The organism is Streptacidiphilus rugosus AM-16 (assembly GCF_000744655.1).
Classification (GTDB): Bacteria; Actinomycetota; Actinomycetes; order Streptomycetales; family Streptomycetaceae; genus Streptacidiphilus; species Streptacidiphilus rugosus.
The window spans coordinates 5,788,811-5,814,735 of record NZ_JQMJ01000004.1 but is presented as its reverse complement, the minus strand read 5'-3'; the positions used below and the strand labels follow the sequence as shown (position 1 = coordinate 5,814,735).

Below are 25,925 nucleotides of genomic sequence, written 5' to 3'. Positions count from 1 at the left end.
TCGGCGCCGGGATTGAGCCTGAGCCGGTCCGGCGCCGCTGCCGTCGAGGGCTCCGCTCGGCGCTGCGGCGGGCTCTCGGTCGCGCCGTGCTCCCGCTGCGTCGGTCCGCGCGTGCTGCCGGTAGGCCTCAGCGGGCCGCGGCGAGGGCGTCGGCGAGGCGCTGGGGGTCGCGGGTGGAGAGGTACAGGTACGGCGTCGGGTCGTCCGGGTCGGTGACCTCGACGCGGAGTGCGGTGGGGATGTAGCCGCGCAGCAGCATGAAGGCGCGGGCGTCGGCCTTGGTGGTGCGCCAGGCGAAGGCCGCCTCGCGGTCCAGGACCTCCGTGCCGCCCAGCGCGGCCAGCGGGACGCGGGCCTGGCCGGCGACCAGGTGCCCCTGGACGATCCGGATCCGGGGCGAGCCGTAGCTGCTGAGCAGGACGGAGCCGCCCACGCCGCCGACCACCAGACCGAGCAGCGCCGGCACCGGGCCGAAGACCAGCAGGATCAGCATCATGGAGAGGCCGCAGCCGGCCGGCAGCAGCCACAGGACCGCCGGGGCGGAGAGGCGTTCGTCGTACATGGCACCCATTGTGCGCCGGGCGGCCGGGTGCTCCGGCCCCGGGGCCCGGCTTCCCGGCCGCACGTCCGCGGCCTGCACGTCCGCGGTCGGGACGGTCACTGGCTGTAGGGTCGCGGGGTGACCGAACCAGCCCGTCCCAGCCTCACGCCGCCTGCCGGCGCGGTTCCGCCCGTTCGCCATCCGGACGCCCCCGCGCCCGGCGAGCTGATCGAGCCGCACTACGAGCACTGCTTCGGCTGCGGACCCGCCCAGCCCCACGGACTGCACCTGGCCTCGCGGGCGGGCGAGGGCGTCGAGATCTTCGCCGAGTTCACCGTCGCCGCGGCTCACCAGGGCGGTCCCGGGCTCGCGCACGGCGGGGTGCTGGTCACCGCCATGGACGACGCGCTCGGCACGCTGAACTGGCTGCTGCACACCGCGTCGGTGACCGCGCGGCTGGAGACCGACTTCCGCCGCCCCGTGCCCGTCGACTCCACGCTCTACCTGCACACCTGGGTGGACGCCGTGGCCGGGCGGAAGATCTTCTGCCAGGGCGAGGCGCGGCTGGACGCCCCGGACGGGCCGCTGGCGATCACCGCCCGGGCCCTGTTCATCCAGGTCAAGCTGGACCACTTCGTCACCCATGGCCGGCCCGAGGACATCAAGGCCGCCATGGACAACCCCGATCTGTTCAGGCGCGCCCGCGCCTTCGAGGTGAATCCGTGAGTTTGAGTTCCCCGTCCCACCCGGTGGACGTGCTGCTGCGTCGGCTGGACGACGAACTGCCCGCCCCCGCGTACGAGCACCCCGGCGACGCCGGGGCCGATCTGCGCACCACCGTCGACGCCGTGCTGGAGCCCGGCGAGCGCGCGGTGCTTCCCACCGGCATCGCCGTCGCGCTGCCCGACGGTTACGCGGCGTTCGTGCACGCGCGTTCGGGCCTGGCCGCGCGCTGCGGCATCGCCCTCGTCAATGCCCCCGGAACGGTCGATGCCGGGTACCGTGGTGAGATCAAGGTGATCGTCGTCAACCTCGACCCGCGCGAGCGGGTGGTCTTCCACCGCGGGGACCGGATCGCCCAGCTGGTCGTCCAGCGGGTCGAGAAGGTCCGCTTCCACGAGGTGGCGGAACTGCCGGGGTCGGCGCGCGCCGCAGGAGGCTTCGGGTCGACGGGGGGCCATGCCGCGGTTAGCATTCCCGCGGCCGGGCAGAAAGACTCTTCGGTACCCGACCGGGAAGGACAGTGACCGTGTTCCGTCGTCGCGCCAAGGGCGAGGACGCTGTCGAGCAGCTCGACGAGCTCGTCGACGCCGACAGCGAGGAGATCGCAGGGGCTACCTCCGAGGAGGAGGACGACGCAGACGAGCGTGTGGGTCTGCCGCCCGCGCCGCGCCCCGACGGCCCCTTCGACTTCTCCGAGGTCGAGGACGCCAAGGAGGGCCGCGTCGACCTCGGCGGACTGCTGGTCCCCGGCGTCGAGGGCATGGAGCTCCGCGTCGAGGTCGCCGGCGACTCGATCGTCGCGGCCACGCTGGTGCTCGGCAACAGCGCGATCCAGCTGCAGGCCTTCGCCGCGCCGCGGTCCGAGGGCATCTGGGGCGAGGTCCGCAAGGAGATCGCCGACGGCATCACCCAGCAGGGCGGCGCCATCGACGAGGAGGAGACCGAGCTGGGCTGGGGCCTGCGGGCCCGCGTCCCAGTGCAGCTGCCGGACGGCACGGCCGGCGTGCAGCTGGTCAGGTTCGTCGGCTGCGACGGACCGCGCTGGTTCCTGCGCGGCGTCATCTCCGGCCAGGCCGCGATGCAGGACGACGCCGCGGGCGTGCTGGAGCAGGTCTTCCGCGAGACCGTGGTGGTCCGCGGCGAGGGCCCGATGGCCCCGCGCGACCCGATCGTGCTGCGCCTGCCCGAGGACGCCCAGATGGTCCCGGACGGCATGCCGCAGCAGCAGGGCCGTCCCGGCGCGGACGACCTGAACCCGTTCGAGCGCGGACCGGAGATCACCGAGGTCCGCTGAGGCGGCCGACCGGAGATCCGGATCTTTGCAGGCGCCCACCCCCACCGGGGGTGGGCGCCTGCTATTTTTCCGGGCACGGAAGGTACGGGCACGGACCTTGGAGGGGGAGCGCATGGCGGGGACCGGGGGCAGCGTGCTGGCCGAGGGCGAGGCGGCGGCGAGCGCGGACGCGGCGATGGTCGAGGTGATCGACGTGCACCGCAGCTTCGGCAGCGGCGAGACGGCCGTGCACGCGCTGCGCGGGGTCTCGTTCACCGCGGCGCGCGGGGAGCTGACGGCCCTGAAGGGCCGTTCGGGCTCCGGCAAGACGACGTTGCTGAACCTGGTCGGCGGCCTGGACCGGGCCACCGGCGGCACGATCAGGGTCGACGGCAAGGACCTCTCCGAGCTGGGCGAGAACGGCCTGCTCGACCTGCGTAGGGACCGGATCGGTTTCGTCTTCCAGTCCTTCGGGCTGCTGCCGATCCTGACCGCGGCGGAGAACGTGGGCGTCCCGATGCGGCTGCGCCGGACGCCGGTCGCGGAGCGGGAGGAGCGGGTGCGCGAGCTGCTCGCGCTGGTCGGTCTGGCGGACCACGCGGACCAGCGACCGGGCGAGCTCTCCGGCGGCCAGCAGCAGCGCGTGGCGATCGCGCGGGCGCTGGCCAACCGCCCGGCGCTGATCATCGCGGACGAGCCGACGGGTCAGCTGGACTCGGACACCGGGCGCTCGGTCATGCAGTTGCTCCGCGCGGTCGTCCGCAGCGAGGGCGTGACCGCCCTGGTGGCCACCCACGACCCGAACCTCATGGAGCTCGCCGACCGCGTCCTCGACCTCCGCGACGGCCGCATCGTCACCGACTGACGCGGCCGCTGGGGCAGGCGGGTCGGCTGCACCGTCCAGGGGCGCGAGGCTCCGCCTGAGGAACCGCATGCGCGAGAAACCACCCTGCGCGGATGGCCCTGTTCGTCGAGGACCATCCGCATGCGGGTGGCTTGTCGCGCCCACGCGCCGGAGGCGCGTATCGGCAGAGCCCCGCGCCCCGGGGGGCCGCTCCGGGTGGGGGTCTACCAGACCGGCGGCTTGCGGTCGGCCCAGGGCCTTGCGGCCTCGAGCTGGGCGGAGAGGGAGATCAGGGTGGCCTCGTCGCCGTAGCGGCCGCCGAGCATGACGCCGATGGGCAGGCCGTCCTCGTTCCAGTGCAGCGGGAGGTTGACGGCGGGCTGGCCCGTCGCGTTGTACAGCGGGGTGAACGGCGTGAAGTGGACCAGGCTGTCGAACTCCGCCGCAGGGTCGGCGTCGTTGCGCAGGCCGCCGACCAGCGCCGGGGGCTTGGCCAGGGTCGGGCTGAGGATCACGTCGTAGGCGGCCTGGAGCTGGGCGACCAGCAGTCCGACCGCGCGGAAGGCGTACAGCGCGCCGGCGAAGTCGGGACCGGAGACCTCACGGCCCATCCGCCGCAGATGCCGCGTCAGCGGCATCAGCTTCTCCTCGTCCTCCGGCGCGACCGGGGTCTGCGTGGCCATCACGGCCCAGACCTGGCCGAAGACCGTGCGCAGGGTGTCGTCCGCGGGCAGGTCGAGTTCCTCGACGTGGTGGCCCAGGCCACTCAACAGCTCGGCGGTCTCGCGGGTGGCCGCGACGCAGTCGGGGTGGACGGTGACGCCGGGCGCGGGCGACGCGGTCAGCACCGCGACCCGCAGCGCGCCGGGCTCGCGGCCGGCGTGGGCGCGGAAGGTCTCGCCGGCCGGGAGGGAGGGCGCGGCGTAGGGCTCGCCGGGCATCGGGCCTGCCAGCACGTCGAGCAGGGCGGCCGCGTCGGCGACGCTGCGGGCCAGCGGGCCGCTGGTGGACAGGCCGCTGACGTCGTAGAAGGTGGGGCCGGAGGCGACCCGGCCGCGGCTCGGCTTGATGCCGTAGAGCCCGCAGACGGAGGCGGGGATGCGGATCGAGCCGCCGCCGTCGCTGCCGTGGGCGACCGGGGCGAGGCCGGAGGAGACCGCCGCGCCCGCGCCGCCGCTGGAGCCGCCGGCCGAGCGCTCAAGGTCCCAGGGGGTGCGGGCGGGTCCGGAGACCTTGTTCTCGGAGTAGCAGGGCAGCCCGAACTCCGGCGTCTGCGTCTTGCCGAGCATCACGGTGCCGGACTCGCGCAGCCGGGTGACCACGTGGTCGTCGACCAGCGGGACGTTCTCGGCGTAGGCGAGCGAGCCGAGGGTGGCCCGGACGCCCGCGACGAAGTTGAGGTCCTTGACCGGTACCGGGACGCCGTGGAGCGGGGAGAGCGGCCGTCCGTCCCGCCGGGCGTCGGCGGCGTCGGTCTCGGCCTGGGCCGCCTGGCCGAGCGCGAGTTCGGGGGTGACCGTGACGAACGCGCCGACGGTGTCGTTGAGTTGCCCGATCCGGTCCAGGTAGTGCTGCGTGAGCTCGACGGAGGAGAGCTTCCCCGTCGCGATCATTTCGCCCTGTTCCAACGCGGTCAGATCGTGCAGCTGAGTCATCCCCGGCCTCCTCGCCGTTCCCTGGGCTACTTGCGGGTAGCTCCGGTGGCGATCCTCGCACCGGGGTGGAGGTCGCGCCAGGGTGCGAACGGCAGAAGCCCCCGGGGCGGACCGGGGGCTTCGGGCGCTGCCTGCGTGGGCCGGCGGCTACAGGCCCTGCCAGCGCGGCTTGGCCGCGTACGTGGCACGGAAGTAGTCGGCGAGCTTCAGGCCGGCCGCGGCCGCCTCGTCGACCACGACGGTGGCGTGCCGGTGCAGCTGCAGCGCCGAGGCGGGGACCAGTGCGGAGACCGGGCCCTCGACGGTGGCGGCGACAGCCTCGGCCTTGCCCGCGCCGGTGGCCAGCAGCACCAGGTGGCGGGCGTCCAGGATGGTGCCGATGCCCTGGGTGATGACATGGTGCGGCACCTGGTCGATGTCGTCGTCGAAGAAGCGTGCGTTGTCGACCCGGGTCTGCTCGGTGAGCGTCTTGATCCTGGTGCGCGAGGAGAGCGCGGAGCAGGGCTCGTTGAAGCCGATGTGGCCGTCGGTGCCGATGCCCAGCAGCTGCAGGTCGACGCCGCCGGCGTCGGCCAGCGCCTGGTCGTAGGCCTCGCAGGCGCCGACGATGTCCTCGGCGGAGCCGTCGGGGCCCATGAACGAGGACTCGTTCAGGCCGAGCGGCGCCACGACCTCGCGCAGCACCACGGAGCGGTAGGACTCGGGGTGTCCGGCGGGCAGGCCGACGTACTCGTCGAGCTGGCAGATCCTGGCCCGGGAGGCGTCCACCTGGCCGGCGCCGACCTTCGCCGCCAGTGCCTCGTAGATCGGGAGCGGCGTCGAGCCCGTGGCCACGCCCAGAAGCGCGTCAGGCTTCCGGGTCAGCAGGTCGGCGATCGCCGTGGCGATGAGCTCTCCGCCCGCTGCGGCGTCAGGAACGATCACAACTTCCACGCTGGCCTACCGATCTCGAGACGTGTTCGGGTCCACAGGGTGCGGGGGCGGTGCGCACGCGCCATGTGGTATAGACCAATCTAGCAGGACCGGGGGCTGCGGCGCTCCCCCGACTTTCGTAGCAGCGGCCGGTCGGGACGGCCGCCGGGAGGGTCCGCCGCTGGTCCGTCCGGGGGACCTGCCCGTAAACGCGCCCCGGGCGGGTCGGCGGGCGACCCGACGAGGAGAATGGCCGACATGGGACGTGGCAGGCTGCGCATCTACCTCGGGGCGGCACCCGGGGTGGGCAAGACGTTCGCCATGCTCGGCGAAGGCAGGCGCAGGCACGAGCGCGGCACCGACGTGGTCGTCGCCTTCGTCGAGACGCACGGCAGGGAGCACACCGCCGCACAGGTCGAAGGCCTGGAGCTGCTGCCGCGGCTGGACCTCAGCCACCGCGGCGCCGACTTCACCGAGATGGACGTGGACGCGGTGCTGCGCCGCAGGCCCGCCGTCGCCCTGGTGGACGAGCTCGCGCACACCAACGTCCCCGGCTCCCGCAACGCCAAGCGCTGGCAGGACGTCGAGGAGCTGCTGGACGCCGGGATCGACGTGATCTCCACGGTCAACATCCAGCACCTGGAGTCGCTCGGCGACGCCGTCGAGGGCATCACCGGGGTGCGGCAGCAGGAGACCCTGCCGGACGAGGTGGTGCGCAGGGCCGACCAGATCGAGCTGGTCGACATGGCGCCCGAGGCGCTGCGCCGCCGACTGGCGCACGGCAACGTCTACGCGCCGGAGAAGATCGACGCCGCGCTGGCGCACTACTTCCGGCCCGGCAACCTCACCGCGCTGCGCGAGCTGGCCCTGCTCTGGGTCGCCGACCGGGTCGACGAGTACCTGCAGCGCTACCGCGCCGAGAACCACATCGCCTCCACCTGGCAGGCCCGCGAGCGGATCGTGGTCGGCCTGACCGGCGGACCCGAGGGCCGCACGCTGATCCGCCGGGCGGCCAGGATCGCGGCCAAGGGGTCCGGCAGTGAGATCTCGGCCGTCTACGTGGCCAGGAGCGACGGGCTGACCGGCGCCTCCCCCAAGGAGCTGGCGGTGCAGCGGGGGCTGGTCGAGGACCTCGGCGGCAGCTTCCACCACGTGCTCGGCGACAACGCCGCCGAGGCGCTGCTGGAGTTCGCCCGCGGCGTCAACGCCACCCAGATCGTGCTCGGCAGCAGCCGGCGCAAGTCCTGGCAGTGGATGCTCGGGCCGGGGGTGGGTGCGACGGTGGCCCGCGAGGCGGGCGACATCGACGTGCACATCGTCACCCACGAGCAGGTCGCCCGCGGCCGGGTGCGGCCGGTCCGGCGGATCGCCAACCTGGGCCTGCCGCGCACCATCGCCGGGTGGCTGGTCGGCGTGGCCGGACCGCTGCTGCTGACCTGGGTGCTCACGCTCTTCCCGACCACCGGCGTGACCCACACCGAGATGCTGCTCTACCTCGGCCTCACCGTGGGCGCGGCGCTGCTGGGCGGGCTCTTCCCGGCCCTGGCCTCGGCGCTGGTCGGCTCGCTGCTGATCAACTGGTACTTCACCCCGCCGGTGCACACGCTGACGATCAACTCCCTGGAGAACATCATCGCGATGGCGGTCTTCCTCGCCGTCGCCCTGTCGGTCGCCTACGTCGTCGACCTGGCCGCCCGCCGCACCGCGGAGGCGGCGCGCAGCCGGGCGGAGGCGGAGACGCTGAGCTTCCTTGCGGGCAGCGTGCTGAGCGGCGCGCACGGGCTGCCCGCGCTGCTGGAGCGGGTGCGGGAGACCTTCCAGATGGAGTCCGTGGCGCTGCTGGAGCGGCCGGACGACTTCTCGCCCTGGCACACGGCCGGGGCGCTCGGCCCGAACCCGGTCTCCCGCCCCGAGGACGCCGACGTGGACGTGCCGGTCGGCGACCGTCTGGCGCTGGCGCTGACCGGCCGGGTGCTCCCCGCCGGGGACCGGCGGGTGCTGGTCGCCTTCGCCGCGCAGGCCGCCGTGCTGCTGGAGCGGCGCAGGCTGGAGGAGGAGGCCGCCGAGGCCCGCCGCCTGGCCGAGGGCAACCGGATCCGCACCGCGCTGCTGGCGGCGGTCTCGCACGACCTGCGCACACCGCTGGCCGGGATCAAGGCCTCGGTCAGCTCGCTGCGCTCCGAGGACGTCACCTGGGAGCCCGAGGACGAGGCGGAGCTGCTGGCCGGGATCGAGGCGGGAGCCGATCGCCTCGACCATCTGATCGGCAATCTGCTCGACATGAGCAGGCTGCAGACCGGCACGGTCGTCCCGATCGTCAGGGAGATCGATCTCGACGAGGTCGTCCCGCTGGCGCTGCTCGGCGTCCCCGAGGACGCGGTCCGCACGGACATCCCGGAGGAGCTGCCGATGATCTCGGCCGACCCCGGGCTGCTGGAGCGGGCGCTGGGCAACGTGGTGGAGAACGCGGTCAAGTACAACGCCGGCGCGGCCTGCGGCTTCGTGAGCGTCTCCGCCAGCGTGCTGCACGGCCTGGTGGAGGTGCGGATCGCCGACCACGGTCCCGGCATCCCCGACGAGGCGAAGGAGAAGGTCTTCGAGCCCTTCCAGCGCTACGGCGACGCGCCGCGCGGGGCGGGCGTCGGGCTGGGGCTCGCGGTGGCCCGCGGCTTCGTCGAGGCCACCGGCGGCACGCTGACCGCGGAGGACACGCCCGGAGGCGGCCTGACCATGGTGTTCACTCTTCCGTGTGTGAAGAGCGGGGTGAACGGTCGGCCGACCGCTCACCCGGGCGACCGACCGTTCGAGCACACCCTTCCGCAGACCGAAAGGCAGCAGCGTTCATGACCCGGGTCCTGGTCGTCGACGACGAACCGCAGATCGTCCGCGCCCTGGTGATCAATCTCAAGGCCCGCCACTACGAGGTGGACGCCGCCCACGACGGCACCTCCGCCCTGGAGCTCGCCGCCGCCCGGCACCCCGACGCGGTGCTGCTCGACCTCGGCCTGCCGGACATGGACGGCACCGAGGTGATCCGCGGCCTGCGCGGCTGGACCAAGGTGCCGATCATCGTGCTCTCCGCCCGGCAGACCTCGGACGAGAAGGTGCAGGCGCTGGACGCGGGCGCGGACGACTACGTCACCAAGCCCTTCGGCATGGACGAGCTGCTGGCCCGACTGCGCGCCGCGGTGCGCCGCGGCGCACCCGCCGGCCCCGAGGTGGAGACCGCCGTCGTCGGCACCGCGACCTTCACCGTCGACCTCGCCGCGAAGCGGGTCGTCAGGGACGGCACGGACATCAGGCTCACCCCCACCGAGTGGCACCTGCTGGAGGTCCTGGTCCGCAACAGCGGCCGGCTGGTCAGCCAGAAGCAGCTGCTGCAGGAGGTCTGGGGCCCCGCCTACGGCACCGAGAGCAACTACCTGCGGGTCTACATGGCGCAGCTGCGGCGCAAGCTGGAACTCGACCCGGCGCACCCCCGACACTTCGTCACCGAGCCGGGCATGGGGTACCGCTTCGAGGTGTGAGTCCGGCCGCCGACGAGACCTGCCCGAGCCGCCTGTCCGAGGGCCGGACGGGCTGTACCCTTCGGGCATGAGCAGTGAGATCTCCAGCGTGCGCCCCCAGGGCCGGCTGCGCCGCATGTTCAACAGGCTGGGTTCCAGCAACGAGGAACTGAACGCGGAGCAGCTGCGCCAGGACGCCGAGGAAACCGGTGCCACCCCCATCGCGGCCTGCGGCGACCGCCAGGAGGTCACGGTCACCGGCACCCTCCGTGCGGTGACGCTGCGCCCGCGCGCCGGCGTGCCGGCCCTGGAGGCGGAGCTCTTCGACGGCACGGACGCGCTGGACGTGGTCTGGCTCGGCCGTCGCTCGATCGTGGGAATCGAGCCCGGCCGCAAGCTGATCGCGCACGGGCGGATCAGCCACGCGCGCGGCCGGCGGGTGCTCTTCAACCCGAAGTACGAACTGCGTCCCGTCGGACAGGAGTGACCGCGTGAGCCACCGCTCCCCGGCCCCCACGACGGACCGCGCCGAAGGCACGTCGACGACGCTCGACACCTCGCTGATCGATGCCTTCGGCGGCGTCCGCGGCATGGTCGAGATGACCGTGCCCGGACTGGTCTTCGTCGTCCTCTACACGATCACGAAGAACGTCTCGGTCTCCACCTGGTCGGCCGTCGGCATCACCGGGCTGCTGGTCGTCTGGCGACTGCTGCGGCGAGAGACGATCAAGCACGCCTTCGGCGGCGTGCTCGGTGTCGGCATCGGCGCGTTCATCGCCCTGCAGTCGGGCAAGCCGCAGGACTTCTACCTGCCGTCGATGCTCTACGGGCTGGGGCTGATGGTCGTGTACGCGGTCTCCGCCGTGGTCCGCTGGCCGCTCATCGGCGTGATGCTGGGCCCGGTCCTGGGCGAGAACATGACCTGGCGGACGCAGAACCCTGGCCGGCTGGCCGCCTACACCAAGGCGACCTGGGTCTGGGTGGCGCTCTTCGCGCTGCGGGCGGCGATCCTCTTCCCGCTCTACTGGGCGGGTCAGGTGACCTGGCTCGGCGTCGCCAAGATCGGCCTGGGCGTGCCGCCCTGGCTGGTGGCCATCTACCTGTCCTGGCTGATCCTGTCCAAGGCCCCGCCGCCGATCAAGGTCAACCTCGACGCGGACGAGTCGGACGACGAGGCCGCCTCCGGCCACGGCGCCTCGGCGGAGACGCAGGCGGCGCAGGCCGTCGAAACCGCCGTCGACGACGCCCTGCGCGACCTGGCCTCGGGCCCGGTGCCGGGGCGGTCGACCGAGAGCCGGTCGGACCACCGCTGACGCACCGGGCCCGCAGTCGGCGGACCCGGCCTACGGCAGCGTTCCCCACGTGACGCACCGGCGGTTCGGGTCACCGGCACCGATCTTGCCGTGACCGGCACACGGGCCGATAACATCCGGATAATGGATCATCCACAGGCGACGCCGGACGCCGGACTCCGCTTCGGCCTGCTCGGGCCGCTGGCGGTCGGCGCGGCCGGGGCCGGCGCCCTCGACGTCTCCTCGCCCAAGGTGCGCACGCTGTTGGCGGTGCTCCTGCTGGAGGCCAACCAGCCGGTCTCCAGGGAGCGGTTGGTCCTCGCGCTCTGGGGCGAGACCCCGCCCGCCACGGCGACCGCCGCGTTGAACAACGCCGTGCTCCGGCTGCGCCGCACGCTGGGCCAGGAGCGGGTGCGCACCGCCGCCCCCGGTTACCTGCTGGCGGTCGAACCCGGCGAGTTCGACGTCGAGTCCTTCGAGAGCCTGGCGCGGGCCGCCGGCGAGGCGCGGTCGCGGGGGGACTGGCAGGCGCTGGAACGCGCCTGTACGACCGCCCTGGCGTTGTGGCGCGGCACCCCGCTGGCCGACCTCCCCGACCTGGCCGAACAGGAGACGCCCCGGCTGCAGCATCTGCAGGAGACCAGGCTGCAGACACTGGAGTGGCGCGCCGAGGCCCGGCTGCGCCTGGGGCAGGAGCAGGACGCGATCAGGGAGCTGACCCTGGCGGCCGCCGAGCACCCGCTGCGCGAGGTCTTCCACGAGCAGTTGATGAGCGCGCTGCACCGGGTCGGCCGCCAGGCGGACGCCCTGGCCGTCTACCGGCGGATCAGGACCACGCTGGCCGAGGAGCTCGGCATCGACCCCGGTCCCCGGCTGGTCGCCCTGCACCAGCGGATCCTGGCGGCCGAGCACCCGGCCGCGCCCGACGCCGCGGACGCCGCCGACCCACCCGACGGGACGCTGGCGGACCGCACGGCCGGGACCGCGGAATCCCACGGCGCCGCGCCGCCGCTGCCCGTCCCCTCCCAACTCCCCGCCGCACCGGCCGACTTCACCGGCCGCTCGGCGGAGGCGGCGCTGCTGGCCGACCGGCTCGACGCCGCGGGCGCGGGGACCGGCGCGCGGGTCTGCACCGTCACCGGCACCGGCGGCCTGGGCAAGACCTCCCTGGCCCTGCACGTCGCCCACCGGCTCGCCGACCGCTTCCCCGACGGCCGCCTCTACGTCGACCTCCGCGGCGTCGCTTCCGACCCGGCCGACCCCGCGGACGTGCTGGCCGACTTCCTGCGCGACTTCGGCGTCCCCGACGAGGCGATACCCGTCGGGGTCGACGCCCGCGCGGCGCGGTTCCGCAGCCTGCTGGCCGGCCGCCGGGTGCTGCTGGTGCTGGACAACGCCAGGGACTCGGCGCAGCTGCGCCCGCTGCTGCCGGGCTCGCCGGAGTGCGCCACGCTGGTGACCGGCCGCCGGCGGCTGCCCGGACTGGCCGGGGCGACCCTGGTGGACCTGGAGCGCCTGGACGACGGCGCCGCCAGGGAGCTGTTCGCCGCCGTGGTGGGCGCCGAACGGACCGGGGCCGAGCCCGAGGCGACCGAGGAGGTGCTGGCGCACTGCGCCGGACTGCCGCTGGCGCTGCGGATCGCCGCCGCACGGCTGAGCCACCGGCGCGGCTGGAGTGTCGCCTCGATGGCGGCCAGACTCGCCGACCACAGCCGCAGGCTGGACGAACTGCGCGCCGACGACCTGGCCGTGCGGGCCAGCTTCCTGACCAGCTACGAGAACCTGGGCACCGGGTCGCAGCAGGTCTTCCGGCTGCTCGGAATGATGCCGGGACCCGACGTGAGCCTGCTCGCGATGGCCGCCGTGCTGGACCGGCCGGTCGCCGACACCGAGGACGCGCTCGAACTGCTCGTCGACGCCTGCCTGCTGGAGAGCCCGGCCCCGGGGCGCTACCGGATGCACGACCTGCTGCGGGTCTTCGCGGCCGAACGCGCGGAGCTGGAGGAGAGCGAGAGCGGGCGCGCGCAGGCACGGGCCAGGATCGTGCGCTGGTACCTGCTCGGCATGACCGAGGCGGACCAAGTCCTCTTCCCCGGCGAGGCCCGTCCCGAGGCCTTGGACACCTCGGACGACGGCCTTCCCCCGTACCGCCCGCTCGGATTCGCGGACCGCGCCCGGGCGTTGGAGTGGTGCACGGCGGAGCGGGTGAACCTGGTCCACGCCGCCCAACTGGCCGGCCGGCACGCGCTCGACGAGTACGGCTGGCGCTTCTGCTCGGTGGCCTGGGCCTACTTCTACCGCACTTCGCACATCGAGGACTGGCTGGCGACCGCCGACGCCGGCCTGGCCGGCGTCCGGCGGCTCGGCCGGCCTTTCGCCGAGGCGACGGTGCTCGTCTCGCGCGGCGCCGCACTGATGCGCCTGAACCAGCACGACCTGGCCCGCCGGTCCTTTCTTGACGCGCTGGCGGTGCGCGAGCGGATCGGGGACCTCAGCGGGCAGATCGCGGCGCTGAACAACCTGGGCCTGCTCGCCCGCCAGGAGGCCAGGAACAGCGAGGCGAGGGACTTCCACCGGCGTGGACTGGCCCTCGCCCTCCAGCTGCCCGAGGGACCGACGCGCGGCTTCACGGTCGGCTCGGTGTACGGCAACCTCGGCCAGACCGAGCTGGCACTGGGCAACCACGAGGAGGCGCGGGCCTGCCTGACCCGGGCGCTGGCCGGGGCGCGGGAGGCGGGCAACGCCTCCAGCGAGGCGGCGGTGCTGCGCGACATCGGCCTGTCCTGGCAGGGCCAGGGCCGCCACGAGGAGGCGCTGCCGTATCTGGAGGAGGCCGCGGCCGTCGCCGCGAGCACCGGCTACCGGGTGCTGCAGGCGTTCGCCCTGGCCTCCCAGGGCGAGGTGCTGGTCGAGCTGGGCCGGCTCGACCGCGCCGGGGAACGCCTGGCGGAGGCGCGGGCGCTGCTGCCCGAGCTGACGGGTCTGACCGTCGACGAGGCCGCCGGGTTCATCGTCGCGGCCGAGCGGGCGTACCGGGCGGCGCGACACCGGTCGAACGTCCGCAGCCTGACCGCATGAACGCTCGCCACCAGCGGGAGAGGGCGGTGCGGTCCGCACGGACCGCACCGCCCTCCGACCGTCCGTCTGCTGCGCCTCAGCTCTCGCTCGGCGAGAGCAGCGCCTCCAGCTCGGACTCGCGCTCCGCGGTCGCGACGAAGAGCAGTTCGTCGCCGCCCTCCAGAGTGTCGCTGCCGGAGGGCACCAGCACCCGGCCCTCGCGGATGATCGTGACCAGCGCCGTGTCCTCCGGCCAGGAGATCGACTTCACCTGGGTGCCGACCGCCGAGGCGTCCGCGGCGAGCGTCAGCTCGACGAGGTTGGCGTCACCCTGGCTGAAGCGCATCAGCCGGACCAGGTCGCCGACGCTCACGGCCTCCTCGACCAGTGCCGACATCAGGCGCGGGGTGGAGACGGCGACGTCCACGCCCCAGGCCTCGTTGAACAGCCACTCGTTCTTCGGGTTGTTGACGCGGGCCACGACCCGGGGCACCCCGTACTCGGTCTTCGCCAGCAGCGAGACCACCAGGTTGACCTTGTCGTCACCGGTCGCCGCGATCACCACGTTGCAGCGCTGCAGCGCCGCCTCGTCCAGTGCGGTGATCTCGCAGGCGTCGGCCAGCAGCCACTCCGCCTGCGGCACCCGCTCCACCGAGATGGACTTCGGGTTCTTGTCCACGAGCAGCACCTCGTGGCCGTTCTCCAGGAGCTCCCCGGCGATGGAACGACCCACCGCGCCGGCTCCGGCGATTGCAACACGCATCAGTGCTCCTCCGGACCCTTCGAGAAGACGGCCTCGACGGCCTCCAGGTCGGCGGTGCGCATCATCATGTGCACCAGGTCGCCCTCCTGCAGCACCGTGTCGGCGGCGGGCAGGGTGCCCTGTCCGAGGCGGGTGATGAAGGCGACACGGACCTCGGCGGCCTCCTCCAGCCTGGACAGGCGCTGGCCGATCCACGCCGGGGCCACCGGGACCTCGGCGAGCTGGACCGCGCCGCTCGGGTCCTGCCAGTGCGGCTCCGCGCCGGCCGGGAGCAGGCGGCGCAGCATCTGGTCGGCCGTCCAGCGAACGGTGGCGACGGTCGGGATGCCCAGGCGCTGGTAGACCTCGGCGCGCCGCGGGTCGTAGATCCGCGCCGCGACGTTCTCCACGCCGAAGTTCTCCCGGGCGACCCGCGCCGCGATGATGTTGGAGTTGTCGCCGCTGCTGACCGCGGCGAAGGCACCGGCTTCTTCGATCCCGGCCTCGCGCAGCGTGTCCTGGTCGAAACCGACCCCGGTCACGCGCTTGCCGGCGAACTCCGAACCGAGACGGCGGAACGCCGTGGGGTCCTGGTCGACGACGGCGACCGAGTGACCCTGCTTCTCGAGGGTGCGCGCGAGGGTGGAACCCACGCGGCCGCAGCCCATGATGACGATGTGCACGACCGTCCTTCCGGTGTCGGTGTCTCGTGTTCGATAGTGACACCCTCTTAACGCCCTCTTGTCACCAGGGTGGCACCCCCGAGGCGTTTTGGGACGCACTCGGCACGAACCCGGTACCCATCTGCACGGTGTTCTCACACCAGGCGGCCCGGCCCCGGGACCTGCGAAGCCGCTGTTCCTGGACCCTCCTTGCCTGCGAACCCACGGAAGCATCTACCATCCCTGTCGTGTCAAAACTCACTGACCTGCCGAAGCGAATCCTTATCGGCCGCGCGTTGCAGAGCGACAAGCTCGGCGAGACCCTGCTGCCCAAGCGGATCGCCCTGCCGGTCTTCGCCTCCGACGCCCTCTCCTCGGTGGCCTACGCCCCCGAGCAGATCTTCCTGGCCCTGTCGGTGGCGGGCATCGCCACGATCCACTTCTCCTGGTGGGTCGGCGCGGTGGTCGCGTTCGTCATGCTCGTCGTCGTCGCGTCCTACCGCCAGAACGTCCACGCCTACCCGAGCGGCGGTGGCGACTACGAGGTCGCCACGGTCAACCTCGGCGGCAACGCGGGCCTGACGGTCGCCGCGGCGCTGCTGGTCGACTACGTGCTCACCGTGGCGGTGTCGACCACCTCCGGCGTCGCCAACATCGTCTCCGCCCTGCCCTCGCTGCACGGGCACGAGGTGCTGATCTCGGTCGCCCTGGTGCTGCTGCTGATGGCGATGAACCTGCGTGGCGTGCGCGAGTCGGGGACCGCCTTCGCGATCCCGACCTACGGCTTCATGGGCGGGGTCTTCCTGCTGATGATCTGGGCCGCGGTGCGGGACCTCTTCTTCGGCACCCACATGCACGCGGCCAGCGCCGGCTTCACGTTGGTGGCCCAGCCCGGTCACATCGATCCGACCGGCATCGCGCTGGTGCTGCTGCTGCTGAAGACCTTCTCGTCCGGCTGTGCCGCCCTCACCGGCGTCGAGGCGATCAGCAACGGCGTGCCGGCCTTCCAGAAGCCGAAGAGCAAGAACGCCGCCACCACGCTGCTGATGATGGCGGTGATCGCGGTCACGATGCTGATCGGCATCATCTGGATGGGCAACCTCACCGGCCTGAAGATGGCGGAGAACGTCTCCCAGCTGCACGGCGCCCCCGCGGGCTACCAGCAGAAGACGGCGATCGCGCAGATCTCCGAGGCGGTGTTCAGCAACTTCACCCCCGGCTTCTACTTCATCGCCGCGGTCACCGGTCTGATCCTGGTGCTGGCCGCCAACACGGCCTTCAACGGCTTCCCCGTGCTCGGCTCGATCCTCGCCCAGGACCGGTACCTGCCGCGCCAGCTGCACACCCGCGGCGACCGGCTCGCGTTCTCCAACGGCATCATCCTGCTGGCGGGCGTCGCGATCGTCTTCATCGTCGGCTACGGCGCCGACCCGAACCGGCTGATCCAGCTCTACATCATCGGCGTCTTCGTCTCCTTCAACATGAGCCAGACCGGCATGATCCGGCACTGGACCAGGCTGCTGAAGACCGAGACCGACCCGGCCGAGCGCCGCCGGATGATGCGCAGCCGCGTGATCAACACGATCGGCCTGATCTGCACCGCCTGCGTCCTGGTCGTCGTGCTGGCCACCAAGTTCATGTCCGGCGCCTGGATGTCCTGCCTGCTGATGGTGGTCTTCTTCGTGATGATGAAGGCGATCAACAAGCACTACACCCGGGTCTCCGCCGAGCTCGCGCTCGACGACGCCGAGGCCGAGGAGGAGGCGCTGCCGGCCCGGGTGCACGGCGTGGTGCTGGTCTCCAAGCTGCACAAGCCGACGCTGCGCGCGCTCGCCTACGCCCAGCTCTCCTCGCGCTCCACCGCCCGCCTCGAGGCGGTCACCGTGGACGTCGACCCGGCCGACACGAAGCTGCTGCAGGCCGAGTGGGAGACCCGCGGCATCGAGGTGCCGCTCAAGGTGCTGCACTCGCCCTACCGCGACGTCACCGGGCCTGTCGTCGAGTACGTCCGCCAGCTGCGCAGCCGCAACCCGCGCGACGTCGTCACGGTCTTCATCCCCGAGTACGTCGTGGGCCACTGGTACGAGCACCTGCTGCACAACCAGAGCGCGCTGCGGCTCAAGGGCCGCCTGCTGTTCAAGCCCGGGGTGATGGTGACCTCGGTACCCTGGCAGCTGGAGTCCTCCGAGCGCCGCCGCAAGCCGCGCCCGTGGGTCGCGCCCGGGCAGGTTCGGCGCGGCGACATCGGACGCCGCGACGAGCGGCCGGCGAAGGCGGCCTCCAGCGCCGCCAACAGCGGCGACACCACCACCTCGGCCTAAGGAAATACCAGGCGTGACCTCCCGCCAGAGCAGCTCGCGGCGTACCGGTACCCCCCGTCGCAGCGGTGCCCCGCGCGCCAACCCGCGCACCGCCTCACCCGCCGCGCCCGAGTCCCCCTCGCTGGTGGGCGAGCGCTACGAGGTCGAGGTGGGCCCGGTCGCCCACGGCGGCCACTGCGTCGCCCGTCACGAGGGCCGGGTGCTGTTCGTCCGGCACGCACTGCCGGGCGAGCGGGTTGTGGCGCAGGTGACGGACGGCACCGCGGCCTCGCGCTTCCTGCGCGCGGACGCGGTGGAGGTGCTGGAGCCGGCGAAGGAGCGGGTCTCCCCGCCGTGCCCGTACGCCGGGCCCGGGCTCTGCGGCGGCTGCGACTGGCAGCACGCGACGCCGGGCGCCCAGCGCAAGCTCAAGGCGGCCGTGCTGACCGAGCAGCTGCGGAAGCTGGCCGGGCTGACCCCGCAGGAGGCGGGCTGGGACGGCAGCGTCGAGCCCGCTCCCGGCGACAAGGTCCCGGCCGGCCAGGTACCCGCCTGGCGCACCCGGGTGCAGTACGCGGTGGACGGCGCGACCGGCCGGGCCGGACTGCGCCGGCACCGCTCGCACGAGGTGGTCCCGGTCGAGCGCTGCCTGATCGCGGCACCGGGAGTGCAGGAGCTCGGCGTCGAGCAGCGCGAGTGGCCGCAGATCGCCTCGGTCGAGGCGATCTCGGCGACCGGCTCCTCGGACCGCGCGGTCGTCCTGGTCCCGACCCCCGGCGGCAGGCTGCCGATCGTCGAGCTGGACCGGCCGGTGTCGGTGCAGCGGATCGACGACCACGGCGGGGTGCACCGGGTGCACGGCCGGAACTTCGTGCGCGAGCGCGCGGCCGGGCGCACCTGGCGGGTCAGCGACGGCGGCTTCTGGCAGATCCACCCGGCGGCCGCCGACACGCTGGTCGGCGCGGTCCTGGACGGCCTCGCGCCGCGGGCGGGCGAGAACGCGCTCGACCTGTACTGCGGGGTCGGGCTCTTCGCGGGCGCGCTGGCGGACCGGATGGGCGAGGTGGCCGCGTCGCGCAGCGACTCGAACAAGGGCGGTGGCGAGCGACGGGCGGGCGCGGTCCTGGGGATCGAGTCGGGGAAGCAGGCGGTCGCGGACGCCCGGCACAACCTCGCCGACCTGATCGAGGAGAAGCGGGTGCGGATCGAGGCCGGCCAGGTCGAGAAGCTGCTGCCGCGCACCGGGATCACCGAGACGGACCTGATCGTGCTGGACCCGCCGCGTTCCGGCGCGGGGCGGGAGACCGTCGCGCACCTGGCGAGCCTGAGCCCGCGCGCGATCGCCTACGTCGCCTGCGACCCGGCGGCGCTCAGCCGCGATCTGGCCTTCTTCGCCGCGGCCGGTTACCGGCCGGTCTCGCTGCGGGCCTTCGACCTGTTCCCGATGACGCACCACTTCGAGTGCGTGGCGATTCTGGAGCCCGCAAGCGGGGAATGAGATCCCTACTGTCCGGATCTGACCGAATACAGCGTGTCCGAAAGCCGCCCCTTCCTGTGCTAGCAGAATCGCGCTAGCTTCTAGGTATGAGTAAGAAACAGCTGAATGTCCGAGTCGACGCCACCACGGCGGAGATCGCTCGGGCCAGGGCGGAACAGGAGGGGATCAGCATGAACCAGTACATCGAGAAGCTGGTCCAGCAGGACATGGGCGAGACAGGCCGTGCCTTCGTGGATGCCGCCGCGCAGTTCATGAAGGAGTACGAGGCCGCGTTCCTCGCCGAGTTCGGTGGTGAGCGAGAGGGCACGGGTACGCGCCGTTGAACATCGAGATCGACCTGTCCTGGCTGCTCATGGTCGCCGAGCAGTACACACCTGGCGACCCCCGGGTCACCGACTACGGCTCACTGGTCGCGGCGGTGACCCGGCATCAGGCGGAGATCTTCGACGTTCTCGTGTACCCGGAGCCCGAGGACCGGGCGGCGGCGCTGATGCACCAGCTGATCCGGGTCCCCGCGCTGGAACGCAACAACGAACTGTTCGCCACCGCGGTGGCCTTCGCCTACCTGGTCGCGGGCGGGGCGACGGTGGCCACCACCACGCGCGAGATGCGCTCCCTGGCCCGTGCGGTGCGCGAGGGCAGGACCGGCGTCGAGGGCACGGCCGAGCGGCTGGCCGGCTGGATCGTCGACCAGGCCCCGGAGGGGGCCGAGGACGACGAGGACGACGACGAGGAGTCCGGCCCCGACGGCCCCGACGGCGGCGACGAGGGCGGCGCGCCCGGCGAGGCCGGGGACTGAGTACCGATGCTGCACGACGTGATCACCTGGCTCCGCTGCCCGATCTGCGGCGCCGCCGCCGAGCGCGGACTGACGCTCGGTCAGGGAGTGCTGCGCTGCCCGGTCGGGCACAGCTTCGACGTGGCGAAGCAGGGCTACGCCAGCCTGCTGCCCGGCGGCGCGCACACCGGAACGGGCGACACCGCCGCGATGGTGGCCGCCCGGGTGGACTTCCTCGGCGCCGGGCACTACCGGCCGATCGCCGACGCGCTGGCCGACGCCGTGCGCGCCGCGGAGGCCGGTCGGATCGTGGACCTGGGCGCGGGCACCGGCTTCTACCTGGCGCGGGTGCTGGACGCGGTCCCCGGCGCGGCCGGGCTGGCCCTGGACATCTCCAAGTTCGCGCTGCGGCGCGCCGCGAAGGCGCATCCGCGGGCGGGCGCGGTGGTCTGCGACGCGTGGCAGCCGCTGCCGCTGCGGGACGGTGTCGCGGACGTGGTGCTGAACGTGTTCGCGCCGCGCCGGGGCGAGGAGATCAGGCGGGTGCTGCGGCCAGGCGGAGAGCTGCTGGTCGTCTCGCCGAACCGCGGCCATCTCGGCGAACTGGTCGGCGAGCTGGGCCTGCTGGGCGTGGACGAGCGCAAGGACGAGCGGCTGGCCAAGGCGCTGACGCCGCACCTGGCCCCGGCGGGTGCGAGCGAGCACACCTTCACCGTGAAGCTCACCCACGCCGAGGTCGCCACCGTGGTCGGCATGGGTCCCAGCGCCTGGCACACCGATGCCGACGCCCTGGCCGCGCGGATCGCGGCGCTGCCGGACCCGGTCGAGGTCACCGTGTCGGTGACGGTGAGCCGCTTCACCCGGTAGGCACCGGTCCGCGGCCCCTGGTCCGCGCCGCTGGTCGCGGCGTTCACCTGGGCGGGTGAGCCGTGTTCCCCGGAGGATGGACGGCGGCGCTGCTGTGACGTTTCGGCGGGTCCGCGCGTCGGTAGCGTCGAGCGGGTGAGCTCTGGTGTGCAGCGTCCCGCCGTCGTCGAACTGCGGCTGACGGCGTTCAAGTCGTACCGGGACGCGGTGCTGCCGCTGGCGCCGGTGACCCTGCTGCACGGCCCCTCGGGAGCGGGCAAGTCCAACGCCCTGGAGGGGCTGCTGGCCCTGTCCGCGCTGGCCGGCGGCGAGGAGGTCGAGGAGGCGCTGGCGCCCGTGCGGGGCGGCCTCGACGGCTGTGTGCCGTGGGGGGAGGCGGAGGTCCGCCTGGGCTGCTCGATCGCGTCCCCGGCGGGGGAGGTGCGGCTGGACGTGGTGCTGCGGGCGAGCAGCGGCCTGGTCGTCGCGGAGCGGCTCGCCCTGGACGGGCGGCTGCTGGTGACCACCGGCGCGGTCGACGCGGCGAGCGGCCGGATCGACGTGGCCTGGCACAGCGACGGCCGGCAGGGCGACATCCGCGCCCCGCTCTCGGCGCGCGGGCTGGTCACCGCCCAGCTGCCGCTGCGTGTCGCCGGGGCGACGCCGGGGGAGCGGCTGGTGCTGGCCGCCGCCGAGCATCTGCTGACCGCCCTGCGCGAGTGCTTCGCCCTGGATCCGGTCCCGACCCTGATGCGCGACTGGGTGCGGGCGGACGACGACGCGCGGCTGCGCGGCTCGGCGGCGAACCTCTCGGCGGTGGTCGCGCGGATCGAGGGGGAGTGCCGGATCCGCTTCGGCAAACTCGCCCAGGCGGCACGGACGATGAGCGCCGCGCCGGTCACCGGGCTGGGGGCACTGCGCAGTTCGGGGGCGGACGGGTCGATCGCGGTGCGCGCCGCGCTGGACGAGGCCGGCGGCCGCAGGGTCGGCGCCGGCGAGCTGCCGTCGGCGGTGCTGCGGCAACTGGCCTTCGCGACGGTGCTGTTGACCGGCCCTGGAGTGCTGCAGATGAGCCCGGCTGCGGAGATCCCCGAGGCGGAGCGCCTGCTGACGGTGCTGGCGGAGGGCCTCGACCTGGGCCTGGACCGGGCGCGGACGGCGCAGCTGCTGCGGCTGGCGGTGGAGGTGGCCGCGCGCGGCCACGTCCGTCTGCTGGCGACGGCGGGGGAGGGGGAGGCGGCCGCGTCGGTGGCGGGGGTCGGCTCGGTGCTGTGCCGGCGGGAGCCGGTCACGGGGCGGAGCGAGCTGGCCGTCGCCGAGCCTGCGGCGGCGGGCGTTCCGGCACAATGATCCCCATGGACGACTCGCGCCCGGACCAGACGCCAGCCTCCGCCTCCGACGCCGTCGGTGCGGAGGAGCCCGCGCTCACCGTCGAGCTCCTCCAGGACCGCCTGCGCGCGTTCGCGGCGGCGCGGAAGTGGCAGCCGTACCACACCCCGAAGAACCTGGTCGCGGCGCTGAGCGTGGAGGCGGCCGAGCTGCTGGAGATCTTCCAGTGGCTGACCCCGGAGCAGGCCGCCGCAGTGATGTCCGACCCGAAGCGCGCCCCCCGCGTCGAGGACGAGGTGGCCGACGTCCTGGCCTACCTCCTCCAGTTCTGCGGCGTCCTCGGCGTCGACCCCCTGGCCGCCCTCGCCGCCAAGATCGACCGCAACGAACTCCGCTTCCCCGCCGCGGAACCCCAACCCCTGGACTGAACACCGGCCCCCGTGACGGCCCCGCGGCTCCGGCGGGCCCGGCACCGGCCTGGACGCGGCCCCGGCCTCGGCCGGCCCCCGGCGCGGGTGGCGTCGCGCTGCCTCGCCTTCGCCTCGCCTTCGCTCCGGCGTGCCCGAACTCCGCCCGAGAGGGCTCGTTCTCGCGGTCCGGCGTCGGCTTCGCCGTGGTCCGCGCCGCCCGGGACCCGACCCGCGGAGCAGGCGAAACTCGCTCGTTCGGGTGGGCGGGTTTTCCACATCCCCTCAGTTGTCCACAGGTCGTGGACGCTCGCTGTCGGCTGGGAGGCGCGAGGCGGAGGGTGGGCGCAGACGGAGGGACCGTCGGCTCGACTCCATGGGGGTGGGTGGCGTCATGGACGCACTGCGGCTGATCAAGGCGAACCGGCACGCGCTGGCCGAGGCGCGTACGGCGGCGGACGTGGTCGTGGAGGCGTGGCAGGCCTGCCGGATGGTGGAGTCCGTCGCGCAGACCGCGGCGCTGGCGCTCACCGAGCGGGCGCTGGAGGGCGGCGGCTGCGGGCCGGTGGAGATCGCACGGGCTCTGGCCGAGGCGGGCGCGCATGCCGCCGAGTGCATCGGGCGTCCGCCGGACGAACCGGTGACGGGGGAGCGGGCCGCCAGGCTCTCCGAGCTGGCGGACGTGGGTGCGGCGCTGCGGGAGCTGCGGCTGCTGATCCAGGAGGCGTCCGAGTCGCTGCTGGTGGTCGCCTGCGGGGCGGACGAGCAGGAGCTGTACTGGAGTTGCGTGGACGGGGTCGACGCCGCGTTCCAGGCTCGTGAGCTCCTCACCGAGCTGCTGCGCGCGATCGACGAGGAGACCGGCCCGGGGCCCGATGAGGGCCTCGAACCGGCGCGGGAGGGTGCGGGTTTCCGTCAGGCGGAGCGGGCCGCGCTCGGTCCGGCCGGGCGGGCGTCGGGTCGGGCCGGGGTCAGGCTCGATCCGCCTCCGGGGTGATCGACGGGGTGATCGAGGGGGCGGGCTGCTGCGCGGACGGCTGCAGGTCGGCGTCGAGCTGGTCCAGGTCGGCGTTGAGTGCCGCCAGCATCCGTTCCATCTGCGCCAACAGGTTCTGCGGGCTCTCGGGTGCGACCGGTACGTCGGACATGGCTGGGCTGACCCTCCAGGAAGCTGCGGACGGGGCCGGGCGGGCAGCGCCGGTCCCGTGCGGCCAACGAGCCGCCCGCGCCGCTGGTCACTGCCTGTCACACCCACGGGCGGCCCGTGCCGCCCGGGCTTGCCGCCGATTCACTCCGAGGCGGGACGCCGCTTGAGCACGCGGTCGTCCCCCTGGTAGAGGCGGGCCAGGCCCGCGAACGCGTCCTCCGCGGCCGCGCCCAGCACCGGGAAGATCCGCTCCGGGGTGACGCCGGCCAGCACCTGGCGGTGCGCCTCGTACCAGAGGATCCGGTGGACGGCGGCGAGTTGGGCGGCGACGAGTCGGGCGGCGAGCGGTTGGTCCGGTGCCTCGGCGACGAGTGCGTCGGCGAGGGCGCGCTCCTGCTGGTCCAGGATCTCCCGCAGGCGGGCCAGCAGCACGGGGCTGCTCTCGACCAGCCCCGCGAAGCCCCGGGAGGTCGCGCCGAGCAGTTCGTCGCCCGCGGCGGCCGAGTCGGCGTAGTCGCGGCGCAGCGCGTCGAGCACGGTCTCACCGGGGCGGCGCTCCACGGCGGTTCCGGCGAGCCGCCGGGTCAGCCGCTCATGCTCGTCGAAGACCAGGTCCTCCTTGCGGGGGAAGTAGTTGGTCACCGTCATCTTGGCGACGCCGACCGCCTCGGCGATGTGAGCGATGGTCACCTGCTCGAAGCCGCGCTCGACGAACAGCAGCGTCGCCTCGTCGGAGATGGCCTGCCGCAGCTCCTGCTTCTTGCGTTCCCGAAGTCCCTGACCCATGGAGGCGAGTCTATTCGGTCCGGCCCAAATTTGTGCTTGACCTAAGAAGTGGGTGCAGCCTAATTTTATGACGAACACAGAAACCTGAACCGAGGGGGAACCATGGCTTCGCCGTCCACACTCGCGCCACCGTCCGGCTCCGCTGCCGCCGCACCGGCTGGCGAGGCGCGCATCGAGGCGCGGCTCTGGCGGATCGCCTTCGTGCTGATATTCGGCGCGGTCCTGTCCATGCTGGACGCGACCATCGTCAGCGTGGGCGTCGAGTCGGTCGCCCACTCGCTGCACGCCTCGCTGGACACGGCCCAGTGGTTCTCCACCGGGTACCTGCTCGCGGTCTCGCTGGTCATGCCGGTCTCCGGCTGGGCGGCCGAGCGCTTCGGCAGCAAGCGGGCCTGGATGTTCGCGGTCGCGGCCTTCGTCGTCGGGTCGGCGCTCTGCGGGCTGGCCTGGTCGGCGGCGGCGTTGATCGTCTTCCGGCTGCTGCAGGGCGTCGGCGGCGCGCTGATGCAGCCGATCGGCCAGGCGTTCCTGGCCCAGGAGGCCGGGCCCGCGCGGATGGGCCGGATGATGGGCGTCATCTCGCTCCCGGTCGCGCTGGCGCCGGTGCTCGGACCGATAGCCGGCGGCCTGATCGTGCAACACCTGGACTGGCGCTGGATGTTCTGGATCAACCTGCCGCTCGGCCTGGCCACCCTGCTCGCCGCCTGGCGGCTGCTGCCGCAGGGGTCGCGGGTGCGGGGCGCGGCCACCAGGCTGGACGTGCGCGGCCTGGCGCTGCTCTCTCCCGGCATCGGTGCGCTGGTCTACGGCTGCAGCCGGGCCGGAGCGCAGGCGGGCCCGGGGTCCGCGCAGGTGCTGCTCCCGCTGCTGGCCGGGGTGGCGCTGCTGCTCGGCTACGCGGTCCACGCGCTGCGCGGGCGGCGGGTGCCGCTGATCGACCTGCGGCTCTTCGCCCGACGCGGCTTCTCGGTCGCCACGGCGAGCTCGTTCCTGGTCGGTGCCTCGCTCTACAGCTCCATGCTGCTGGTGCCGCTCTACTACCAGGAGGTGCGCCACGCGAGCGTGCTGCAGGCAGGGCTGCTGGTGGTGCCGCAGGCGCTGGGGAGCGCGGTGGCCATGGTGCTGGGGCCGCGTCTCGGCCGCCGGTACAGCCCCCGGGCACTCATGCTCGGCGGGGTGACGCTCTCGCTGCTCGGCACGATCGCCTTCACCCAGCTCGCCTCGGGCCCGGCCGGGTGGGTGCTGGCCCTGTCGCTGCTGCTGCGCGGCCTGGGCATCGGGGCGACCATGTCGCCCGGCATGACGGCGGTCTTCGCGAGCGTGACCAGGGAGCAGGCGCCGCGGGCGTCGAGCGCGCTCAACGTGCTGAACCGGATCGGGGGTTCGCTTGGCACGGCGGTGCTGGTGGTGGTGCTCGGCCACGGCCTGGCCCACCAGGGCCGACCGGTCGCCGCGGCCTACGGCGGGGCGTTCTGGTGGGCGCTCGGTCTGTCGGCCCTCTGCCTGATTCCCGCCGCGCTGTTCCCTGGCCGGCGGCAGGACGCGCCCCGCTGGCGGCGCGGGCCCCGCTGAGGGCGGCTCCGCCGGGTGGGCGCGATCAACCATCGCCCCACCCGCGGAGCCGCTC

24 protein-coding genes and 1 pseudogene are annotated in these 25,925 nt (G+C 73.5%); 18 read left to right on the top strand and 7 right to left on the bottom strand.

Going from position 1 to position 25,925, the window contains the following annotated elements; translation table 11 throughout:
- Positions 1-127: 127 nt before the first annotated feature.
- Positions 128-562: a DUF3093 domain-containing protein gene (locus tag BS83_RS35480; protein WP_408641059.1), complete on the bottom strand. Its 435-nt coding sequence runs from the start codon at positions 560-562 to the stop codon at positions 128-130.
- Positions 563-679: 117 nt separating this feature from the next.
- On the opposite strand from BS83_RS35480, the gene BS83_RS35475 reads away from it, so the two are divergent.
- The 4 genes from BS83_RS35475 to BS83_RS35460 all read left to right on the top strand — a co-directional run bounded on the left by BS83_RS35475 (position 680) and on the right by BS83_RS35460 (position 3,402).
- Positions 680-1,267 (top strand): PaaI family thioesterase, encoded by a 588-nt coding sequence (locus tag BS83_RS35475; protein WP_037607431.1) that lies wholly within the window; start codon positions 680-682, stop codon positions 1,265-1,267.
- 2 nt (positions 1,268-1,269) lie between these two features.
- Complete coding sequence (dut, locus tag BS83_RS35470) at positions 1,270-1,788, top strand: dUTP diphosphatase (protein WP_084714622.1); 519 nt, start codon at positions 1,270-1,272, stop codon at positions 1,786-1,788.
- A 2-nt stretch (positions 1,789-1,790) separates the two neighbouring features.
- On the top strand, positions 1,791-2,558 hold the full coding sequence (locus BS83_RS35465; protein WP_037607429.1) for a DUF3710 domain-containing protein: 768 nt from the start codon (positions 1,791-1,793) through the stop codon (positions 2,556-2,558).
- Positions 2,559-2,670: 112 nt separating this feature from the next.
- Complete coding sequence (locus BS83_RS35460; protein ID WP_063774289.1) at positions 2,671-3,402, top strand: ABC transporter ATP-binding protein; 732 nt, start codon at positions 2,671-2,673, stop codon at positions 3,400-3,402.
- 203 nt (positions 3,403-3,605) lie between these two features.
- Here the strand turns inward: BS83_RS35460 and BS83_RS35455 are convergent, their stop codons facing one another.
- On the bottom strand, positions 3,606-5,036 hold the full coding sequence (locus BS83_RS35455; RefSeq protein ID WP_037607428.1) for an amidase: 1,431 nt from the start codon (positions 5,034-5,036) through the stop codon (positions 3,606-3,608).
- Between the two features lie 147 nt (positions 5,037-5,183).
- Positions 5,184-5,969, bottom strand: coding sequence for a glucosamine-6-phosphate deaminase (gene nagB, locus BS83_RS35450; RefSeq protein WP_037607427.1), 786 nt, complete (start codon positions 5,967-5,969; stop codon positions 5,184-5,186).
- 237 nt (positions 5,970-6,206) lie between these two features.
- On the opposite strand from nagB, the gene BS83_RS35445 reads away from it, so the two are divergent.
- The 5 genes from BS83_RS35445 (at position 6,207) to BS83_RS35425 (ending at position 13,824) form a co-directional block, all read left to right on the top strand.
- Positions 6,207-8,795 carry a sensor histidine kinase gene (locus BS83_RS35445; RefSeq protein WP_084715208.1) on the top strand — a complete coding sequence of 863 codons (2,589 nt, stop codon included), beginning with the start codon at positions 6,207-6,209 and terminating at the stop codon, positions 8,793-8,795.
- Positions 8,792-9,475 (top strand): response regulator, encoded by a 684-nt coding sequence (locus BS83_RS35440; protein ID WP_037607426.1) that lies wholly within the window; start codon positions 8,792-8,794, stop codon positions 9,473-9,475. The genes BS83_RS35445 and BS83_RS35440 overlap by 4 nt, the downstream gene beginning before the upstream one ends.
- A 67-nt stretch (positions 9,476-9,542) precedes the next feature.
- The gene (locus tag BS83_RS35435; RefSeq protein WP_037607425.1) at positions 9,543-9,941 is read left to right on the top strand and encodes an OB-fold nucleic acid binding domain-containing protein; all 399 of its coding nucleotides are present in this window, start codon (positions 9,543-9,545) and stop codon (positions 9,939-9,941) included.
- Positions 9,942-9,945: 4 nt separating this feature from the next.
- The gene (locus tag BS83_RS35430; RefSeq protein WP_051944616.1) at positions 9,946-10,767 is read left to right on the top strand and encodes a DUF3159 domain-containing protein; all 822 of its coding nucleotides are present in this window, start codon (positions 9,946-9,948) and stop codon (positions 10,765-10,767) included.
- A gap of 123 nt (positions 10,768-10,890) precedes the next feature.
- The gene (locus BS83_RS35425) at positions 10,891-13,824 is read left to right on the top strand and encodes an AfsR/SARP family transcriptional regulator (RefSeq protein ID WP_051944613.1); all 2,934 of its coding nucleotides are present in this window, start codon (positions 10,891-10,893) and stop codon (positions 13,822-13,824) included.
- 76 nt (positions 13,825-13,900) lie between these two features.
- On the opposite strand, the gene BS83_RS35420 is transcribed toward BS83_RS35425, so the two are convergent.
- Positions 13,901-14,566: a potassium channel family protein gene (locus BS83_RS35420; protein WP_037607424.1), complete on the bottom strand. Its 666-nt coding sequence runs from the start codon at positions 14,564-14,566 to the stop codon at positions 13,901-13,903.
- Entirely contained in the window at positions 14,566-15,228 is a 663-nt protein-coding gene (locus BS83_RS35415; protein WP_037607423.1) for a potassium channel family protein, read from the bottom strand. Before BS83_RS35415 ends, BS83_RS35420 begins: the two co-directional genes overlap by 1 nt.
- Positions 15,229-15,455: 227 nt before the next feature.
- Here BS83_RS35415 and BS83_RS35410 point away from each other — a divergent pair, with 227 nt between their 5' ends.
- From BS83_RS35410 to BS83_RS35375, 8 genes and pseudogenes are all read left to right on the top strand, one after another.
- Complete coding sequence (locus BS83_RS35410) at positions 15,456-17,528, top strand: APC family permease (protein ID WP_037607422.1); 2,073 nt, start codon at positions 15,456-15,458, stop codon at positions 17,526-17,528.
- A 121-nt stretch (positions 17,529-17,649) separates the two neighbouring features.
- Positions 17,650-19,005, top strand: coding sequence for a class I SAM-dependent RNA methyltransferase (locus BS83_RS35405; RefSeq protein ID WP_037610616.1), 1,356 nt, complete (start codon positions 17,650-17,652; stop codon positions 19,003-19,005).
- Between the two features lie 86 nt (positions 19,006-19,091).
- Positions 19,092-19,328 (top strand): toxin-antitoxin system HicB family antitoxin, encoded by a 237-nt coding sequence (locus tag BS83_RS35400; RefSeq protein ID WP_037607421.1) that lies wholly within the window; start codon positions 19,092-19,094, stop codon positions 19,326-19,328.
- Positions 19,325-19,687: pseudogene (locus tag BS83_RS35395) on the top strand (fic family toxin-antitoxin system, toxin component); the annotation flags it as partial. The gene BS83_RS35400 and the pseudogene BS83_RS35395, both read left to right, overlap by 4 nt.
- Before the next feature lie 123 nt (positions 19,688-19,810).
- Positions 19,811-20,650: a putative RNA methyltransferase gene (locus BS83_RS35390; RefSeq protein ID WP_037607420.1), complete on the top strand. Its 840-nt coding sequence runs from the start codon at positions 19,811-19,813 to the stop codon at positions 20,648-20,650.
- 135 nt (positions 20,651-20,785) lie between these two features.
- On the top strand, positions 20,786-21,979 hold the full coding sequence (locus BS83_RS35385) for an AAA family ATPase (protein ID WP_198035376.1): 1,194 nt from the start codon (positions 20,786-20,788) through the stop codon (positions 21,977-21,979).
- Positions 21,980-21,984: 5 nt separating this feature from the next.
- On the top strand, positions 21,985-22,386 hold the full coding sequence (locus tag BS83_RS35380; protein WP_051944608.1) for a nucleotide pyrophosphohydrolase: 402 nt from the start codon (positions 21,985-21,987) through the stop codon (positions 22,384-22,386).
- Between the two features lie 373 nt (positions 22,387-22,759).
- Positions 22,760-23,362 (top strand): DUF6099 family protein, encoded by a 603-nt coding sequence (locus tag BS83_RS35375; protein WP_157597457.1) that lies wholly within the window; start codon positions 22,760-22,762, stop codon positions 23,360-23,362.
- On the opposite strand, the gene BS83_RS46830 is transcribed toward BS83_RS35375, so the two are convergent.
- Positions 23,337-23,513, bottom strand: coding sequence for a hypothetical protein (locus tag BS83_RS46830; protein ID WP_198035375.1), 177 nt, complete (start codon positions 23,511-23,513; stop codon positions 23,337-23,339). The two genes, BS83_RS35375 and BS83_RS46830, sit on opposite strands and share 26 nt — an antisense overlap.
- Positions 23,514-23,653: 140 nt before the next feature.
- Positions 23,654-24,298 carry a TetR/AcrR family transcriptional regulator gene (locus BS83_RS35370; protein ID WP_037607419.1) on the bottom strand — a complete coding sequence of 215 codons (645 nt, stop codon included), beginning with the start codon at positions 24,296-24,298 and terminating at the stop codon, positions 23,654-23,656.
- A gap of 102 nt (positions 24,299-24,400) precedes the next feature.
- On the opposite strand from BS83_RS35370, the gene BS83_RS35365 reads away from it, so the two are divergent.
- Positions 24,401-25,870: an MDR family MFS transporter gene (locus BS83_RS35365; protein WP_084714618.1), complete on the top strand. Its 1,470-nt coding sequence runs from the start codon at positions 24,401-24,403 to the stop codon at positions 25,868-25,870.
- The last annotated feature ends 55 nt before the right edge of the window (positions 25,871-25,925 follow it).

Bases quoted from the DNA above. Each gene is read 5' to 3' on its own strand.
- BS83_RS35480 (WP_408641059.1), bottom strand. From the start codon at position 562: ATGTACGACGAACGCCTCTCCGCCCCGGCGGTCCTGTGGCTGCTGCCG.
- BS83_RS35460 (WP_063774289.1), top strand. From the start codon at position 2,671: ATGGCGGGGACCGGGGGCAGCGTGCTGGCCGAGGGCGAGGCGGCGGCG.
- BS83_RS35455 (WP_037607428.1), bottom strand. From the start codon at position 5,036: ATGACTCAGCTGCACGATCTGACCGCGTTGGAACAGGGCGAAATGATC.
- BS83_RS35445 (WP_084715208.1), top strand. From the start codon at position 6,207: ATGGGACGTGGCAGGCTGCGCATCTACCTCGGGGCGGCACCCGGGGTG.
- BS83_RS35440 (WP_037607426.1), top strand. From the start codon at position 8,792: ATGACCCGGGTCCTGGTCGTCGACGACGAACCGCAGATCGTCCGCGCC.
- BS83_RS35435 (WP_037607425.1), top strand. From the start codon at position 9,543: ATGAGCAGTGAGATCTCCAGCGTGCGCCCCCAGGGCCGGCTGCGCCGC.
- BS83_RS35425 (WP_051944613.1), top strand. From the start codon at position 10,891: ATGGATCATCCACAGGCGACGCCGGACGCCGGACTCCGCTTCGGCCTG.
- BS83_RS35420 (WP_037607424.1), bottom strand. From the start codon at position 14,566: ATGCGTGTTGCAATCGCCGGAGCCGGCGCGGTGGGTCGTTCCATCGCC.
- BS83_RS35400 (WP_037607421.1), top strand. From the start codon at position 19,092: ATGAGTAAGAAACAGCTGAATGTCCGAGTCGACGCCACCACGGCGGAG.
- BS83_RS35390 (WP_037607420.1), top strand. From the start codon at position 19,811: ATGCTGCACGACGTGATCACCTGGCTCCGCTGCCCGATCTGCGGCGCC.
- BS83_RS35380 (WP_051944608.1), top strand. From the start codon at position 21,985: ATGGACGACTCGCGCCCGGACCAGACGCCAGCCTCCGCCTCCGACGCC.
- BS83_RS35375 (WP_157597457.1), top strand. From the start codon at position 22,760: ATGGACGCACTGCGGCTGATCAAGGCGAACCGGCACGCGCTGGCCGAG.
- BS83_RS46830 (WP_198035375.1), bottom strand. From the start codon at position 23,513: ATGTCCGACGTACCGGTCGCACCCGAGAGCCCGCAGAACCTGTTGGCG.
- BS83_RS35370 (WP_037607419.1), bottom strand. From the start codon at position 24,298: ATGGGTCAGGGACTTCGGGAACGCAAGAAGCAGGAGCTGCGGCAGGCC.
- BS83_RS35365 (WP_084714618.1), top strand. From the start codon at position 24,401: ATGGCTTCGCCGTCCACACTCGCGCCACCGTCCGGCTCCGCTGCCGCC.